Source organism: Nonomuraea sp. NPDC049709, from assembly GCF_040674815.1.
GTDB lineage: Bacteria > Actinomycetota > Actinomycetes > Streptosporangiales > Streptosporangiaceae > Nonomuraea.
Map to the genome: position 1 here is coordinate 1 of NZ_JBFANM010000004.1, position 14,175 is coordinate 14,175.

Consider the following 14,175-nt stretch of genomic DNA (forward strand, 5'->3'; position numbering starts at 1 on the left):
GGTGGGGCGGGGGGCCCCGGCCGGGTGGGCGCCCTGGTGGCCGCGCCGTATGCTCTCCGTGGGGGGGGGGCCCCGGGCCGCCCCCGCGCGGGCGCTCGGCGTCGACCCGGAGATCCCGGCGGGAACGGCGATCGACGGCATCGAGGAGTTCCTGCACAACCTGCCGTACGCCGCCTGGGTCACCCGGCCGCTGGCCGAGCTGGGCGTGGAGGGGGCCACGATCCACCTCCACGCGAGCGACACCGACGGCGAGTGGACGATCACGCAGGGCCCCGCCGGGAAGATCACCTGGACCCGCGGCCACGCCAAGGGCGACGCCGCCGTCCGGGGCCCGGTGAGCGACCTGCTGCTCCTGCTCTACGGCCGCCGCTCCCCCGACGGGCTTACGGTGCACGGCGACCGCGCGCTGCTGGAGCGCTGGCTCGCCACGGCCGCCTTCTGACCCTGTCGTGAAGGTGCCCTGGACGCGCCGCCGCTCGGCGATCGGCGGCGAGTCCAGGGCGAGGGGGTGAACCGCTCCGGGGATCTGCCCTCGGGAGCGGCCCGCTCGCCTGCCGGGGTGTTCGCGGGGAAGGCGCATGCCCCGGCCGGCGAGCGGGTGATCACCTGCGGTGGAATACGCCGAAGACGCTGCCGGAGACGTCGTGGATGTAGGCGAAGTCGGTGCCGGCGCCGTCGTCGATCACCTTCGTGATCACCTTGCCGCCCAGCGACTCGCTCTTGGCGCAGGCCTCCTCGACGTCGGCCACCTGCACGTGGAAGATCGCGTGGTTGGGGAACTCGCCCTTGGTGTTGAAGAGCCCGCCGGCGGGCTGCTCCCCGCCCGGGTAGCCGATCATCCGGTAGTCGAGCGGGCCATCGTCGCCACGGTCGAACGTCCAGCCGAACAGCCCGCCGTAGAAGTGCTGGGCGCCTTCGGGGTCGTCGGTCGCGACCTCGAACCAGGTCACCGTGTTGTCCATCATCGTCTCCTCTTTCTAGAACAAGACAACGATGTATCTCTATGGCGACAACCCTATGTCGGTGTTTCCCCATCATTAATCGAGCAAAGTTCCGTGAACGACCATCTCGGGCACGTCGGTGGCGAAGCCTTCGAGCGGCCGGTCGGGGCAGCGCTCGGCGGTGACGGTGGCGGCCGCGATGCGATCGAGGCGGAAGACGCGCACGTCGTCGCGCAGCCGGCACCACGCCACGAGATACCAGAAACCGCCGCGCCCGCCCAGGAACACCCCGGGCTCCACGTCGCGCGAGGTCAGCGCGCCCTTGGCGTCGGCGTAGTCGAGCCTGAGCACGCGGCGGCGCAGCAGCGCCTCCTCGATCGCCCGCGAGATGCCCTCGCCGCCCAGCGGCCGGATCTCGCCGCCCGGCTCGGGTGGCAGGCGCACGAGCTGCACGCGCCGGGCCAGCTCCCTGGCCAGCTCGCCCTCGGGCCCCGGCATCGCGGCCACGACCTTGCGTAACGCGCTGCGGGCCTGCCGGCCGAACGGCTGGTCGCCGGCCCGGCTGAGCGCCACCGCGATGGCCACGGCCTCGGCGGGGGTGAAGTTGAGCGGGGGCAGCGACATCTTCTTGTCGATCGCGTAACCACCCTTGCGTCCCGGCTCGGCGTAGATCGGCACGCCCGACTCCTGCAGGGCGGTGATGTCGCGCTCGATCGTGCGGACGCTCACCTCGAACCGCTTGGCCAGCTCGCGGGCGGAGCGGCAGCGGGGCGAGATGGCGCGCAGGTCCTCGACTAACGCGTAGAGCCGGTCGGTACGGTTCACAGCCGAGACGCTACGCCGTGCCACCGACAATCGCGGGGCGCCCGGCAGCCCCGGGACACCCAGGTAACCGCGCGGCCACAGGGGTCTCACGCTTCGGTCACTGCCCCAGGGCCCTCTGCCGGGGAGAGTACGCCGAGGCGGGCTTTCCCGCCACGCAACGACGGCCGCTTTTTCCTGACTTGGACGGGAGGTGCCGGGATCTCACCGGGCGGCGCCGATCCAGCCCAGCAGCCGGTCGAGCGGCCAGGTGTTGACGATGCGTTCGGCCTCGATCCCGCACCGGGCGGCGCGCTCGCACCCGAACCGCTGCCAGTCGAGCTGCCCGGGGGCGTGCGCGTCGGAGTCGATCGCGAACACGCACCCCATCTCGTACGCCAGCCGCATCAGCCGCTTGGGCGGGTCCAGCCGGTCCGGCCGGGAGTTGATCTCGACCGCCACCCCGAACCGCCGGCACGCCTCGAACACCAGCTCCGCCTCGAAGTCCGACTCCGGCCGCTTCACCCCGCGCTTCCCGCCGGCCTGCACCACCCGCCCGGTACAGTGGCCGAGCACGTCCACCAGCGGGTTGGCGATGGCGGTGACCATCCGCCGGGTCATGTCCTCCCCGCCCATCCGCAGTTTGGAGTGCACGCTGGCCACCACCACGTCCAGCCGCTCCAGCAGCTCGGGCTCCTGGTCCAGGGAACCGTCCAGGTTGATGTCCACCTCGATCCCGGTCAGGATCCGGAACGGCGCCAGCCGCTCGTTCAGCTTGGCCACCACCTCGAGCTGCCGCTCCAGCCGCTCGGCCGACAGCCCCTTGGCCACGGCCAGGCGCGGCGAGTGGTCGGTCAGCGCCCAGTACTGGTGCCCGAGCCCGATGGCCGCCTCCGCCATCTCCTCGATCGGCGAGCCCCCGTCCGACCAGTCGGAGTGGCTGTGCAGGTCCCCCTTGAGCGCGGCGCGCAGCTCGGCGGTCTCGGCGTCCAGCTCGATGCCGGCAGTTGCCCGCATTCTCCGCAAGTACGTAGGAACCAGCCCATCAAGGCTTTCGTTTATCACAAGGGCGGTGACCTTGCCGATGCCGGGAAGGTCGCCGAGCCCGCCACCGCGGGCCAGCCGGACGAGCTCCTCCTCCGGCAGGTCGTCGACGACCGCGGCGGCGCGGCGGAATGCACGCACGCGGTACGTGGGCTCGCCCGCGCGCTCGAGCAGAAAGGCGATCTCGCGCAGGGCCTCGACCGGTTCCATGCGTCCATTCATACCCAAGAGAACCGCAACCACAGGGGCATACACATTGAACGGGGACAAGGGCCACCGCTAGGCTGATCGGCCCAGGAAAGCAGGAGTTTGATGGCAAATCCGGCGCAGGCGCCCAACGAACCGCCGCGCAAATCGTCGAAGATCGTCCCGTTGGTCGTACTCGGTGTGCTGTCGGTCATGGTGGTCGGCTACTGCGCGGCCGTGCAGGACGACGACGACGTCACCGCCGACTGCGTCGTCCGGCTGGACGACGGCACGTACGAGGTCGTGGACGAGGACTACTGCGACGACGACGGCACCAGGGTCTACTACGCGGGATCCCGGGGAGCCTACTTGTGGTACTACGGCGGGCGGAGAGTGGGCAACCGCGTCGAGGGCGGCACCACGCTGCGCCCGTCCGACACGAACATCACCAGCCGGGGCGGCAAGGAGATCCAGCGGGGCGGCTTCGGCCGCAGCTGGAGCGGCGGGAGCTGACGAGATGCGCCGCGAACACGGCACTCCCAGGAACGACTGGGAGAAGACGATCGAGAGCCAGGGGCTGGCCTACCACCGTGCCGCCCACCCGTCCGGGCTGAGCCGCCCGTACTGGGACGAGTCCGTCCACTACGTCTTCTCGATGGACGAGGTCGAGGAGCTGGAGACGCAGGTCGAGGAGCTGCACGGCATGTGCCTGCGGGCCGTCGAGCACGTGGTCTCCGCCGGGCGCTTCGCCGACTTCGCCATCCCCGAATGGGCGTGGGAGGAGGTGGCGCGCTCCTGGGAGCGCCGTGACCCCTACGTGTACGCCCGCTTCGACCTGCGCTACGACGGCACCGGCCCGGCCAAGCTGCTGGAGTACAACGCCGACACGCCCACGTCGCTGGTGGAGGCGTCGGTCGTGCAGTGGTTCTGGCTGCAGGACGTCTTCCCCGACGACGACCAGTGGAACTCGCTGCACGAGCGGCTCATCGACCGCTGGCGCGAGCTGCGGCTGCCGCCCGGCCCCACGCACTTCGCGTTCACCAACGCGGACGAGACGGGCGAGGAGGCCATGACGGTCGCCTACCTCCAGGAGACCGCCGAGCAGGCGGGCCTGCAGACCGTCGCCGTGGCCATGGAGGACATCGGCTGGGACGCCCTCAACCGCCGCTTCGTCGACGTCGAGGAGCGCGTGATCCGCTCGGCGTTCAAGCTCTACCCGTGGGAGTGGATGCTGACGGACGACTTCGGGCGCCACGCCGTACGGCACGCCACGTGGATCGAGCCGCTGTGGAAGACGCTGCTGTCGAACAAGGCGCTGCTCGCCGTTCTGTGGGAGCTCGACCCGGGCCATCCGAACCTGCTGCCCGCCTACCTCGACGGCCCCCGCGACCTCACCTCCTACATCGCCAAGCCGCTGCTCGGCAGGGAGGGCGCCTCGATGCGTATCGTCACCCCGGAGGGCACCCAGGAGACGCCGGGGATCTACGGCCGGGAGGGCTACGTATTCCAGGGCTTCGAGGCGCTGCCGGCGTTCGAGGGGCAGCGGCCGGTGCTCGGCGCCTGGGTCGTCGCCGACGAGGCCGCCGGGCTGGGCATGAGGGAGACGACCGGCCTCATCACCGACGACACCTCCTCGTTCGTCCCGCATCGCATTGCTCCATGACCCGTTCCCGACACATGCTCTTCCACGAATGGAACTGACGTGACCCTTCTTGAGACCCTCGCCCGCGGCGCGGGTGCCATCGCCTCCTACGCCGCCGTCGGCGTGATCCTGATGATCGTCGGCTTCTACGTGATCGACTGGGCCACGCCCGGCAAACTGAGCGAGATCATCCGCAGCGAGCGCAACCCGAACGCCACCCTGCTCGCCACCTCCGCCCTGGCCGCCGTCGGTCTGATCGTGGCCGCCTCCATCTGGTCCTCCGGCGGCCGGCTCGCGGAGGGGCTCGCCGGCACGGCGGTGTTCGGCCTGGTCGGCATCGTGGTGCAGACGGTGGCGATGCTGGTGTTCGACCGGGTCGTCGGCATCTCCGTACGCGATCTGGTCAAGGAGCAGAAGCTGCAGCCCGGCTCGCGGCTGCTGGCGGTGACCCATGTCGCGATCGGCCTGATCACCGCCGTGGCCGTGATCTAGGACCGGCGCGAACCGCCGTTCCGGTCATCCGAAGGGACCTGGCACTCTAGGAGGCGTGACAGACCGGACCCGGGAGGACACCACGCGCAGGCTCGAGCGGGCCATGGGCTCGCTCGGCACGGCGGCGATGGCGCGCATGGACGAGCAGCTGCCGTGGTTCCGCGCGCTCAGCGCCGAGGACCGGTCGTGGGTGGGGCTCGTGGCCCAGGCCGGGATCGCGGCGTTCGTCGAGTGGTTCCAGCACGCGGGCCAGGACCGGCCCACCCCCAGCATCGAGTTCTTCGGCACCGCCCCGCGCGAGCTCAAGCGGTCCATCTCGCTCCAGCAGACCGTCGACATCGTCAGGGTCGTGGTCGAGGTGGTCGAGGCCCAGACCCACGAGCTGGCCGCCCCCGGCGGCGAGGACCAGCTCCAGCAGGCCATGTTGCGCTACACGCGCGACGTGGCCTTCGCCGCCGCCCACGTCTACGCCCGCGAGGCCGAGGCCAGGGGCTCGTGGGACGCGAGGCTGGAGGCCCTGATCGTGGACGCCCTCGTCCGCGGCGAGGTGGACGACGGCCTGCACTCCTGGGCCGCCGCGCTCGGCTGGACCTCCTCCCCCGTCGTCGTCATCGCCGGCCACGCGCCCGACGACGACCCGCGCGCGGTCATCGACGGGCTGCGCGAGAAGGGCCGCCGCATCGGCATGGACCTGCTGGCCGGGGTGCAGGCGGACCGGCTGATCGTGATCGTGGGCGGCGCCGGCAGCGTCGACGACGCGGCCAAGCAGGTGGTGGCCCGTTTCGGCGTGGGCCCCATCGTCATCGGCCCCGAGGTGCCCGACCTGCACGCCGCCGCCAGGTCCGCCAGGGCGGCGCTGGCCGGGCTGAAGGCGTCCTCCGGCTGGCCCGACGCGCCCAGGCCGGTGCACGCCGAGGACCTGCTGGCCGAGCGGGCGCTCGACGGCGACGCCGACGCCAGGGAACAACTCATCGAGAACGTCTACCTGCCGCTCGCGGGCACGCCGCTGCTGGACACGCTGGCGACGTATCTGGAGCAGGGCACCTCGCTGGAGGCGACGGCCAGGCTGCTGTTCGTGCACCCCAACACCGTGCGCTACCGCCTGAAGAAAATCACGGAGCTGACCGGATATCAGCCCACCGAGGGCAGGTCCGCCTTCACGCTGCAGGTCGGGCTCATCCTCGGCCGGCTCTCGGAGAGCGCCGTAACGTGGGGTGCCCTAACGTAATGGCGCCGAAATCCCCACTGTAGGATTCCTACAAATCACCCAGGACAAAGTTCGTACGGATCTCCATCCGCGTGTCGGAGTTCTACAGGGCAAGGTGGATTTTGTGCTTGTACTCGTCGCCCCGGGCCAAGGTGCCCAAACACCGGGCTTCCTGACTCCCTGGCTCGAGCTGCCCGGTCTGGCCGACAGACTCGGCGCCTGGTCGGACGTCGTCGGGATCGACCTGGTCGCCTACGGCACCACTGCCGACGCCGACGAGATCCGCGACACCGCCGTCGCGCAACCGCTGCTCGTCGCCGCCGCCCTGGCCTCCGCCGAGGCGCTCGGCGTGACCCCCGACGTGCTGGCCGGCCACAGCGTCGGCGAGTTCGCCGCCGCCGCGCTGGCCGGCGTGCTGACCCGCGAGCAGGCGCTCGGCCTGGTCCGGGCCCGCGCCGAGGCCATGGCCAAGGCCGCCGCCGTCACCGAGACCGGCATGACCGCCGTGCTCGGCGGCGTCGAGGAGGAGGTGCTGGCCGGCATCGACAAGCACGGCCTGACCCCCGCCAACATCAACGGCGCCGGACAGGTCGTGGCAGGCGGCACGCTGGAGCAGCTGGCCGCGTTCAAGGAGGACGCGCCCGCCCGCGCCCGCCTCATCCCGCTCTCGGTTGCGGGCGCCTTCCACACCCACCACATGGCCCCGGCCGTGGAGAGCCTGCGAGAGGCGGCCTGGAGCGTCGTCCCCACCGACCCCGGGACCACGCTCCTGTCCAACGCCGACGGGCAGGCGGTCACCACCGGGGCGGAGTTCCTCCAGAGGCTGGTCAAGCAGGTCAGCAACCCCGTCAGGTGGGATGCCTGCATGGAGACCATGGCGGGCCTCGGCGTCACCAAGATGATCGAGTTGCTGCCCGGCGGCACGCTGACCGGGCTGGCCAAGCGCGGCCTGCGCGGCGTGCAGACCGTGGCGCTGAAGACCCCAGACGACCTCGACGCGGCCAGGGAGCTGACCAAGTGAAGATTCCCGACATCGCCCCGGGCGGCAGGGTGCTGGCCCTCGGCCACTACCAGCCGGCCAACATCGTCACCAACGACGACCTGGCCAAGACCATGGACACCAACGACGAGTGGATCCAGTCCAGGGTCGGCATCAAGGAGCGCCGGGTCGCCCCGCCCGGGGAGTCGGTCGAGGACATGGCGACCATCGCCGGCGGCAAGGCGCTGGCCGCCAGCGGCCTGTCCCCCGACGACGTCGACCTGGTCATCGTGGCCACCTGCACGCTCGAGACCCAGATCCCCAACGCCTCCGCGATCGTGGCGCACCGGCTGGGCATCAAGGCCCCCGGCGCGTTCGACGTCAACGCCGCCTGCGCCGGGTTCTGCTACGCGCTCGCCACCGCCGACGCCGCCGTACGCGCCGGATCGGCCAGGAACGTGCTGGTCATCGGAGCGGAGAAGCTGTCGCAGTGGGTGGACTGGACCGACAGGTCCACCGCCGTGATCTTCGCCGACGGCGCCGGCGCCGCGGTCGTCGGCCCGTCCGAGACGCCCGGCATCGGCCCCGTGGTGTGGGGCAGCGCCGGCGACAAGGCCGACGCGATCTCCATCAAGGACCGCGACAACTACCTCTACCAGGAGGGCCAGACGGTCTTCCGGTGGGCCACCACCGCGCTGCACCCGGTGGCCCTCGAGGCCTGCTCCCGCGCGGGCGTGGACCCGTCGGAGCTGGCGGCGTTCGTGCCCCACCAGGCCAACCTGCGCATCATCGAAGCCATCGCCCGCAAGCTGGGCGCCGACAAGGCGGTGATCGCGCGCGATATCGTCAACGCGGGCAACACCTCCGCCGCCTCCATCCCGCTGGCGCTCTCGCGCATGCTGGAACGCGGCGAGGTCCGCTCGGGCGGTCTCGCGCTGGTGCTCGGCTTCGGCGCCGGGCTGACCTACGCGGGCCAAGTGATCGAGATCCCCTAGGGATCCCGGCACACCATCCAAGCTTGTGCGGCAACGTCCGCACAGAACCCAGAAAACCAAAGGAGAACTAGCGACATGGCTGCCACCGAGCAGGACATCCTCGAAGGCCTCGGCAAGATCATCAACGAGATCACCGGCATCCCGGCCGCCGACGTGACCCCCGAGAAGAACTTCGTGGACGACCTCGACATCGACTCCCTGTCCATGGTCGAGATCGCCGTGGCCGCCCAGGACGAGTTCGGCGTCGAGATCCCCGACGACCAGCTCAAGAACCTGAAGACGGTCAAGGACGTCCTCAACTTCATCCAGAACTGACTCCGACAGACCCCGAACTGATCAGTAAGGAGCGCGAAACGTGAGTGCGAACCGGGTACGTGTCGTCGTCACCGGGCTTGGCGCGACGACGCCCGTCGGTGGAGACGTCACCTCGACCTGGTCGGCGCTCCTCGCCGGTCAGTCGGGCGTCGAGACGCTGACCTCGGACTGGATCGACTCCGTCCCCGTGAAGTTCGCGGGGACGGCTGCGGTCGATCCGACCGAGGTGCTGCCGCGGCCCGAGGCCCGCCGCCTCGACCGCAGCGAGCAGTTCGCCCTGGTCGCCTCCAGGGAGGCCTGGCAGGACGCCGGCTCTCCCGAGGTGGCGCCCGAGCGGCTCGGCGTCGTGGTCTCCAGCGGCATCGGCGGCATCTCGACCACGCTCAGCGCATACGACACGTGGAAGGAGCGCGGCTGGAACCGGCTGTCGCCCTTCACCGTGCCGATGCTCATGCCCAACGGCCCGGCCGCCTGGATCGGGCTCGACCTGGGCGCCCAGGCGGGCGTGCACGCCACGGTGTCGGCGTGCGCCTCCGGCGCCGAGGCCATCGGGTACGCGATGGACATGATCAGGGTCGGCCGCGCCGACGTGGTGGTGGCCGGCGGCACCGAAGCCGCCATCCACGGCCTCAACATGGCCGCCTTCGCCGCGGCGCGGGCCATGTCCCAGCGCAACGACGACCCGCAGGGCGCCTCCCGCCCGTGGGACCGCGACCGCGACGGGTTCGTGCTCGGTGAGGGCGCCGGCATCGTCGTGCTGGAGTCGGAGGAGCACGCCAAGGCGCGCGGCGCGCGGATCTACGCGTACTGCGCGGGTGTCGGCTACTCCGCCGACGCCCACCACATCACCCAGCCCGAGCCCGAGGGCCGGGGCATCATCATGGCCATGACGCAGGCGCTCACCGACGCCGGCATCACCGGGCTCGACGTCAAGCACGTCAACGCGCACGCCACCTCGACCCCCGCGGGCGACGTCGGCGAGGTGCAGGCGGTGGCCAAGGCCATCGGCACCCACCCGCTGGTGACCTCGACCAAGTCGATGACCGGGCACCTGCTCGGCGGCGCCGGCGGCATCGAGTCCGTCTTCACGATCAAGGCTCTCCAGGAGCGGATCGTCCCCCGCACCATCAACCTCGACAACATCGACGACGGCATCGAGGTGGACCTCGTCCACGGCGAGAACCGCGCGCTGCCGCAGGGCGACATCGCCGCGGTCAACAACTCGTTCGGATTCGGCGGCCACAACGTGACCGTCGTCTTCAAGGGGGCTTAATGACGGTGCTCGACAACCGGGTGGTGGGCGAGGGCTCCGATCCGGAGCCCGCCGATCCCCGCGACCCGGTCGTCCGCCTGACAGCGCTGCTCGACGAGGGCTCGCTGCGGCTGATCACTCCTGAGGACAAGAGCGGCGTCCTGGCCGCCATGGGCCGCGTCGAAGGCGTTCCCGTCGTCGCCTTCTGCAGCGACGCCCGCTTCCAGGGCGGCGCGATGGGCGGCGAGGGGTGCGAGCACATCGTGCACGCCTACGACGTCGCCGTCCGCGAACGGGTGCCGGTCATCGGAATCTGGCACTCCGGCGGTGCGCGACTCACCGAAGGCGTTGAGTCGCTGCACGCCGTCGGCCGGGTCTTCGCCGCCATGACCAAGGCGTCCGGCGTCGTGCCGCAGCTCTCCGTGGTCGTCGGGCCGGCCGCCGGCGGTGCCGCCTACGGTCCCGCGCTCACCGACCTGGTCATCCTGGCCGACTCCGGCCGCATCTTCGTCACCGGCCCCGACGTGGTCCGCAGCGTGACCGGCGAAGACGTCGACAGCGCCGCCCTGGGCGGTCCCGAGCCGCACAGCAAGCGCAGCGGCGTCGTGCACATCGTGACGAAGACCGAGACCGACGCGTACGTTCAGGCGCGCCGGCTCGCCACGCTCCTCGGCCACCAGGGCCGCGTGCGCACCGGCGCGATCGAGGAGATCGACTTCTCGACACTGCTCCCCGAGTCCGCGCGCCGGGCATACGACGTCAAGCCGCTGGTCAACGGCCTGCTCGACGAGCCCGGAGTCGAGCTGCACCCCAAGTGGGCGCCCAACATCGTCACGTCGCTGGGCCGCCTCGGCGGCCGGACGGTCGGTGTGATCGCCAACAACCCGATGCGGCTCGGCGGCTGCCTCGACGCCACGTCCGCCGAGAAAGCCGCCCGGTTCGTACGTATGTGTGACGCCTTCGGCGTGCCATTGGTTGTCCTCGTCGACGTACCGGGTTACCTGCCCGGTGTCGGGCAGGAGCACGACGGCGTGGTCCGGCGCGGCGCCAAGCTGCTGCACGCCTTCGCCGAGGCCTCGGTGCCCCGGGTCACGCTGGTCACGCGGAAGGCGTACGGCGGGGCGTACATCGCGATGAACTCCCGCGCGCTCGGCGCCACCAAGGTGTTCGCCTGGCCGACCACCGAGGTGGCGGTCATGGGCGCGGTGGCCGCGGTGCGCATCCTCAAGCGGCGCGAGCTCGCGGCTGCTCCCGAGGAGGAGCGGGCCGAGCTGGAGCAGCGCCTGGCCGAGGAGCACAAGGTGCTGGCCGGCGGCCTGAGCAGGGCCCAGGAGCTGGGCGTCATCGACGAGGTGATCAAGCCCGAGGAGACCCGCGGCGCCATCGCCAAGGTCCTCTCCCAGGCCACCCCGGCCAGGGGCGCCCACGGCAACATCCCGCTGTAAGCACGTTTCACGGCCGACGGGCCCGCACCTTCCTCAGGTGCGGGCCCGTCGGTCATTTACGGACTGGCGCCATCTCGCCCGTCACGGGCGGCATTTCCCCATCAAACGGCCGCGTGCAGCCAGCGGACGGGCGCACCGTCCCCGGCGTACCTGAACGGTTCCAGCTCCTCGTCCCACGGCCGGCCAAGCATCTTGTCCAGCTCGTCCTCCAGCACGCACCGCCCCTGCGCGGCCATCATCATCGCGGCGCGCAGCCGGTCTTCCGGGATCATGATGTCGCCGGCGACGCCGATGACCGCCGTGAAGGCACCGAGCGTCGGCGTGTAGGCATGACGGGAGCCGTCCACTCCCGGCGAGGCGTCCTCGGTGATCTCGAACCTGAGGCGCTGCCAGCCCATGAGAGAGGAGGCGATGGCCGCGGCGATGCCGGCGCGGCCCTCCCACTCCGCCTGTGCCCGCACGACATTGGGCGCGGCGGGTTGCGGAGTCCACGTCAGGTCTACGGGCACGCCAAGGACACCCGCGACTGCCCATTCGATGTGAGGGCACAGCGCGGGCTGAGCCGAGTGGACGTAAAGGACGCCACGAGCAGACACCGGACCTCCCGTTCGGTACGAGGTGCGCCTTCCCCAACGGCCTCGCCACGGGATGATCACAAGTGACTAGGGAGAGACTACCGTCGGTCGCAATCCGACACCAGAGGGGGGCCATACCAAGTTGGTGCGGGAGTGGCGGGTGACAGCTCGCCGAGGGCGGAAACATACCCGCTCATGGAAATCCAATCTGTCGGCGAGGCGTTCATCCGCCCAGGTCAGGTGCTGACCGACCGGACCGCGGTCTCCGCCGCGTCGCGCTGGACCCAGGCGGTCTCGGAGGCGGACGGAGTCTGCGTCATCCACCTGTCGCCCGGCGCCGACCCCTGCGAGATCGCCGCCGAGCTCCGCGAGCAGGGCCTGCGGGCATCGCCCAACCACGTGCTCCGCGGGCAGCCCCTGTTCTTCGGCGGTCCCGCGTCCAGACCCTTCCCCGCCCCGCCCATCGGCTTCAAGCCGGGGCGGGCCCGCTCCGGGGTGGTCGTGGGCCTGCTCGACACCGGCATCGCCAAGCATCCGTGGTGGTCCGGCAGCGACTGGTACTCCCGTCTCGGCCCCGAGGAGGCCGACGCCTCCGAGGGCTCCCAGGCCGGCCACGGCACGTTCATCGCGGGCCTGCTGCTGCGCCGCGCGCCCGGCGTGTCGCTGCGCGTGCGCCGGGTCCTCGACGGCGACGGCCTCGGTGACGAGGCGGCCGTCGTACGCGCCCTCCACCGCATGCGGGAGCGGCCCCCGCAGGTGCTCAACCTCTCGTTCGGCTGCCACACCTTCGACGACCGGCCCCCGCCCCTGCTGAGCGACGCCATCGCCGGGCTGACGGACACGGTCACCGTGGCCTGCGCCGGCAACACCGCCTCCGACCGGCCGTTCTGGCCCGCCGCGCTGCCCTGCGTGGTCGGCGTGGCGGCCGTGGACGCCGGCCAGCAGCGCAGGGCGCCCTACTCCGGCTACGGCACCTGGGTCGACGCGTGCGCCCGGGGTGACTGGCTGACCAGCAGCTATCTCGACGCGGCGGACTACTCGGGGTACGCGGCGTGGAGCGGCACGTCGTTCGCCACCGCCCTGGTCGCCGGCGCCGTCGCCGAGGCGGCCAGGGACGAGCCGGCGAAGGAGTGGACCAGGAGGCTCCTTGACTCCGAGGAGACCCGGCAAATTCCCGATCTGGGAGTTCTCTTCCCGGCGAGTCTGTAGAGTTTACGCTCAGTCCCCGGACAATCACGAGGAGGCATGATCGCCTTCCGTGCCGGACGGAAGGAGGCCGTATGCGCGATCCTCGGGATCCTGCGGAGCTGCTCGAAGCCGCGGCCGACGGCGACCGGTCGGCCTGGGACGAGCTCGAGTCGAGATTCGGGCCGCGCATGTGGGCCGTGGCCCGCGCGTGCGGCCTGAGCCCCGCCGACGCGGCGGACGCGGTCCAGGGCTCCTGGCTGCGCCTGCTCCAGCACCTCCAGAGCATCAGGGACCCGGCGGGAGTGGGGGGCTGGCTCATGACGACCGTACGCCGCGAGGCCCTGCTGCTCCAGCGGAAGGAGCGCTCGGGCGGCTCCTCGTTCGAGGTCGTCGAAGACCCTGATCCCGCCTCCGCCGTCCTGGAGGCCGACGGCCGGCGCCGGCTCTGGCAGACGGTCTCCACCCTGCACGAGCCCTGCCGCTCACTCCTCCAGCTGGTGGCGATCGACCTTGGAAACCAGCAGGTGGCATCACGACTGGGGCTGCCCGCGGGCAGCATAGGCCCGACCAAGGCCCGCTGCCTGGAAAAACTGCGCACTCTGATCTCACTACAGGAGACAGCGCAATGATCAACGACGAATACTTCCTGGCGGCCCTCCGGCTGGCCTCCGGGAACGACCCGATCCCGATGCAGGTGTCCGCCGCAGCACGAGACGCCTACCGGTTCCTGGTCCCCCGGGCGGTGACGGCCGCCTATGCCGAGTCCGCCACCATCCGCAGCGTGCGCGACGACGACAGCTCCCACCTGGTGCGCTTCGTCGCGGCCGGCCTCACCTTCGAGCTGGAGGTGACGGAGGGCGACGGGCTCATCGACGTCGCCGGGCACATTTCCCCCTACCCAGGAGAGGGCGCTCTCGTCGATGTAAGATCCCCCCACCTGACGCTGACCAGGCGCATCGCCCACACCGGCCACTTCGTCGCCACGGGCCTGCCACCCGGCTGGCTCAGCGTGGTGTGCCACCGGCCCGGTCACGCACCCATCCAGACGACCTGGGTGCGCATCCGACCCTGAACCACCAGTGACCGGCCGGGAGAGCGCGTCCTTCTCTCCCG

General features: G+C 71.1%; 16 protein-coding genes and 1 pseudogene. 13 read left to right on the forward strand and 4 right to left on the reverse strand.

Features of this window, described 5'->3' with window-relative positions; all coding sequences use genetic code 11:
* Nucleotides 1-442, forward strand: a pseudogene (locus AB0J69_RS05010) (hypothetical protein); the annotation flags it as partial.
* Between the two features lie 160 nt (nucleotides 443-602).
* On the opposite strand, the gene AB0J69_RS05015 reads toward AB0J69_RS05010, so the two are convergent.
* The 3 genes from AB0J69_RS05015 to AB0J69_RS05025 all read right to left on the reverse strand — a co-directional run bounded on the left by AB0J69_RS05015 (nucleotide 603) and on the right by AB0J69_RS05025 (nucleotide 2,996).
* Entirely contained in the window at nucleotides 603-965 is a 363-nt protein-coding gene (locus AB0J69_RS05015; RefSeq protein WP_364112981.1) for a VOC family protein, read from the reverse strand.
* 72 nt (nucleotides 966-1,037) lie between these two features.
* The gene (locus tag AB0J69_RS05020; RefSeq protein ID WP_364112983.1) at nucleotides 1,038-1,766 is read right to left on the reverse strand and encodes a YafY family protein; all 729 of its coding nucleotides are present in this window, start codon (nucleotides 1,764-1,766) and stop codon (nucleotides 1,038-1,040) included.
* A 201-nt stretch (nucleotides 1,767-1,967) separates the two neighbouring features.
* The gene (locus AB0J69_RS05025) at nucleotides 1,968-2,996 is read right to left on the reverse strand and encodes a PHP domain-containing protein (protein ID WP_364112985.1); all 1,029 of its coding nucleotides are present in this window, start codon (nucleotides 2,994-2,996) and stop codon (nucleotides 1,968-1,970) included.
* Between the two features lie 102 nt (nucleotides 2,997-3,098).
* Between AB0J69_RS05025 and AB0J69_RS05030 the strand changes: the two genes are divergently transcribed.
* The 9 genes from AB0J69_RS05030 (at nucleotide 3,099) to AB0J69_RS05070 (ending at nucleotide 11,299) form a co-directional block, all read left to right on the forward strand.
* Nucleotides 3,099-3,485, forward strand: coding sequence for a hypothetical protein (locus AB0J69_RS05030; RefSeq protein ID WP_364112987.1), 387 nt, complete (start codon nucleotides 3,099-3,101; stop codon nucleotides 3,483-3,485).
* A gap of 4 nt (nucleotides 3,486-3,489) precedes the next feature.
* Nucleotides 3,490-4,635: a glutathionylspermidine synthase family protein gene (locus AB0J69_RS05035; protein ID WP_364112989.1), complete on the forward strand. Its 1,146-nt coding sequence runs from the start codon at nucleotides 3,490-3,492 to the stop codon at nucleotides 4,633-4,635.
* 39 nt (nucleotides 4,636-4,674) lie between these two features.
* Entirely contained in the window at nucleotides 4,675-5,106 is a 432-nt protein-coding gene (locus tag AB0J69_RS05040) for a DUF350 domain-containing protein (protein ID WP_364112991.1), read from the forward strand.
* A gap of 103 nt (nucleotides 5,107-5,209) precedes the next feature.
* Nucleotides 5,210-6,334 carry a helix-turn-helix domain-containing protein gene (locus AB0J69_RS05045; protein WP_364113403.1) on the forward strand — a complete coding sequence of 375 codons (1,125 nt, stop codon included), beginning with the start codon at nucleotides 5,210-5,212 and terminating at the stop codon, nucleotides 6,332-6,334.
* A 103-nt stretch (nucleotides 6,335-6,437) separates the two neighbouring features.
* Entirely contained in the window at nucleotides 6,438-7,334 is an 897-nt protein-coding gene (locus AB0J69_RS05050) for an ACP S-malonyltransferase (RefSeq protein WP_364112993.1), read from the forward strand.
* A complete protein-coding gene (locus AB0J69_RS05055; RefSeq protein ID WP_364112995.1) occupies nucleotides 7,331-8,287 on the forward strand; it encodes a beta-ketoacyl-ACP synthase III in 957 nt (318 codons plus the stop codon). The genes AB0J69_RS05050 and AB0J69_RS05055 overlap by 4 nt, the downstream gene beginning before the upstream one ends.
* A gap of 75 nt (nucleotides 8,288-8,362) precedes the next feature.
* Entirely contained in the window at nucleotides 8,363-8,602 is a 240-nt protein-coding gene (locus AB0J69_RS05060; protein ID WP_364112997.1) for an acyl carrier protein, read from the forward strand.
* Nucleotides 8,603-8,642: 40 nt separating this feature from the next.
* Entirely contained in the window at nucleotides 8,643-9,875 is a 1,233-nt protein-coding gene (gene fabF / locus AB0J69_RS05065) for a beta-ketoacyl-ACP synthase II (protein WP_364112999.1), read from the forward strand.
* Entirely contained in the window at nucleotides 9,875-11,299 is a 1,425-nt protein-coding gene (locus AB0J69_RS05070) for a carboxyl transferase domain-containing protein (protein ID WP_364113001.1), read from the forward strand. The genes fabF and AB0J69_RS05070 overlap by 1 nt, the downstream gene beginning before the upstream one ends.
* Before the next feature lie 101 nt (nucleotides 11,300-11,400).
* Here the strand turns inward: AB0J69_RS05070 and AB0J69_RS05075 are convergent, their stop codons facing one another.
* Complete coding sequence (locus AB0J69_RS05075) at nucleotides 11,401-11,895, reverse strand: DUF3145 domain-containing protein (protein WP_346111797.1); 495 nt, start codon at nucleotides 11,893-11,895, stop codon at nucleotides 11,401-11,403.
* Nucleotides 11,896-12,069: 174 nt separating this feature from the next.
* Between AB0J69_RS05075 and AB0J69_RS05080 the strand changes: the two genes are divergently transcribed.
* The 3 genes from AB0J69_RS05080 to AB0J69_RS05090 all read left to right on the forward strand — a co-directional run bounded on the left by AB0J69_RS05080 (nucleotide 12,070) and on the right by AB0J69_RS05090 (nucleotide 14,134).
* Nucleotides 12,070-13,083 (forward strand): S8/S53 family peptidase, encoded by a 1,014-nt coding sequence (locus AB0J69_RS05080; RefSeq protein ID WP_364113003.1) that lies wholly within the window; start codon nucleotides 12,070-12,072, stop codon nucleotides 13,081-13,083.
* 71 nt (nucleotides 13,084-13,154) lie between these two features.
* Nucleotides 13,155-13,691, forward strand: a complete 537-nt coding sequence (locus AB0J69_RS05085; protein ID WP_364113005.1) for a sigma-70 family RNA polymerase sigma factor — start codon at nucleotides 13,155-13,157, stop codon at nucleotides 13,689-13,691.
* On the forward strand, nucleotides 13,688-14,134 hold the full coding sequence (locus tag AB0J69_RS05090; protein WP_364113007.1) for a hypothetical protein: 447 nt from the start codon (nucleotides 13,688-13,690) through the stop codon (nucleotides 14,132-14,134). The genes AB0J69_RS05085 and AB0J69_RS05090 overlap by 4 nt, the downstream gene beginning before the upstream one ends.
* The last annotated feature ends 41 nt before the right edge of the window (nucleotides 14,135-14,175 follow it).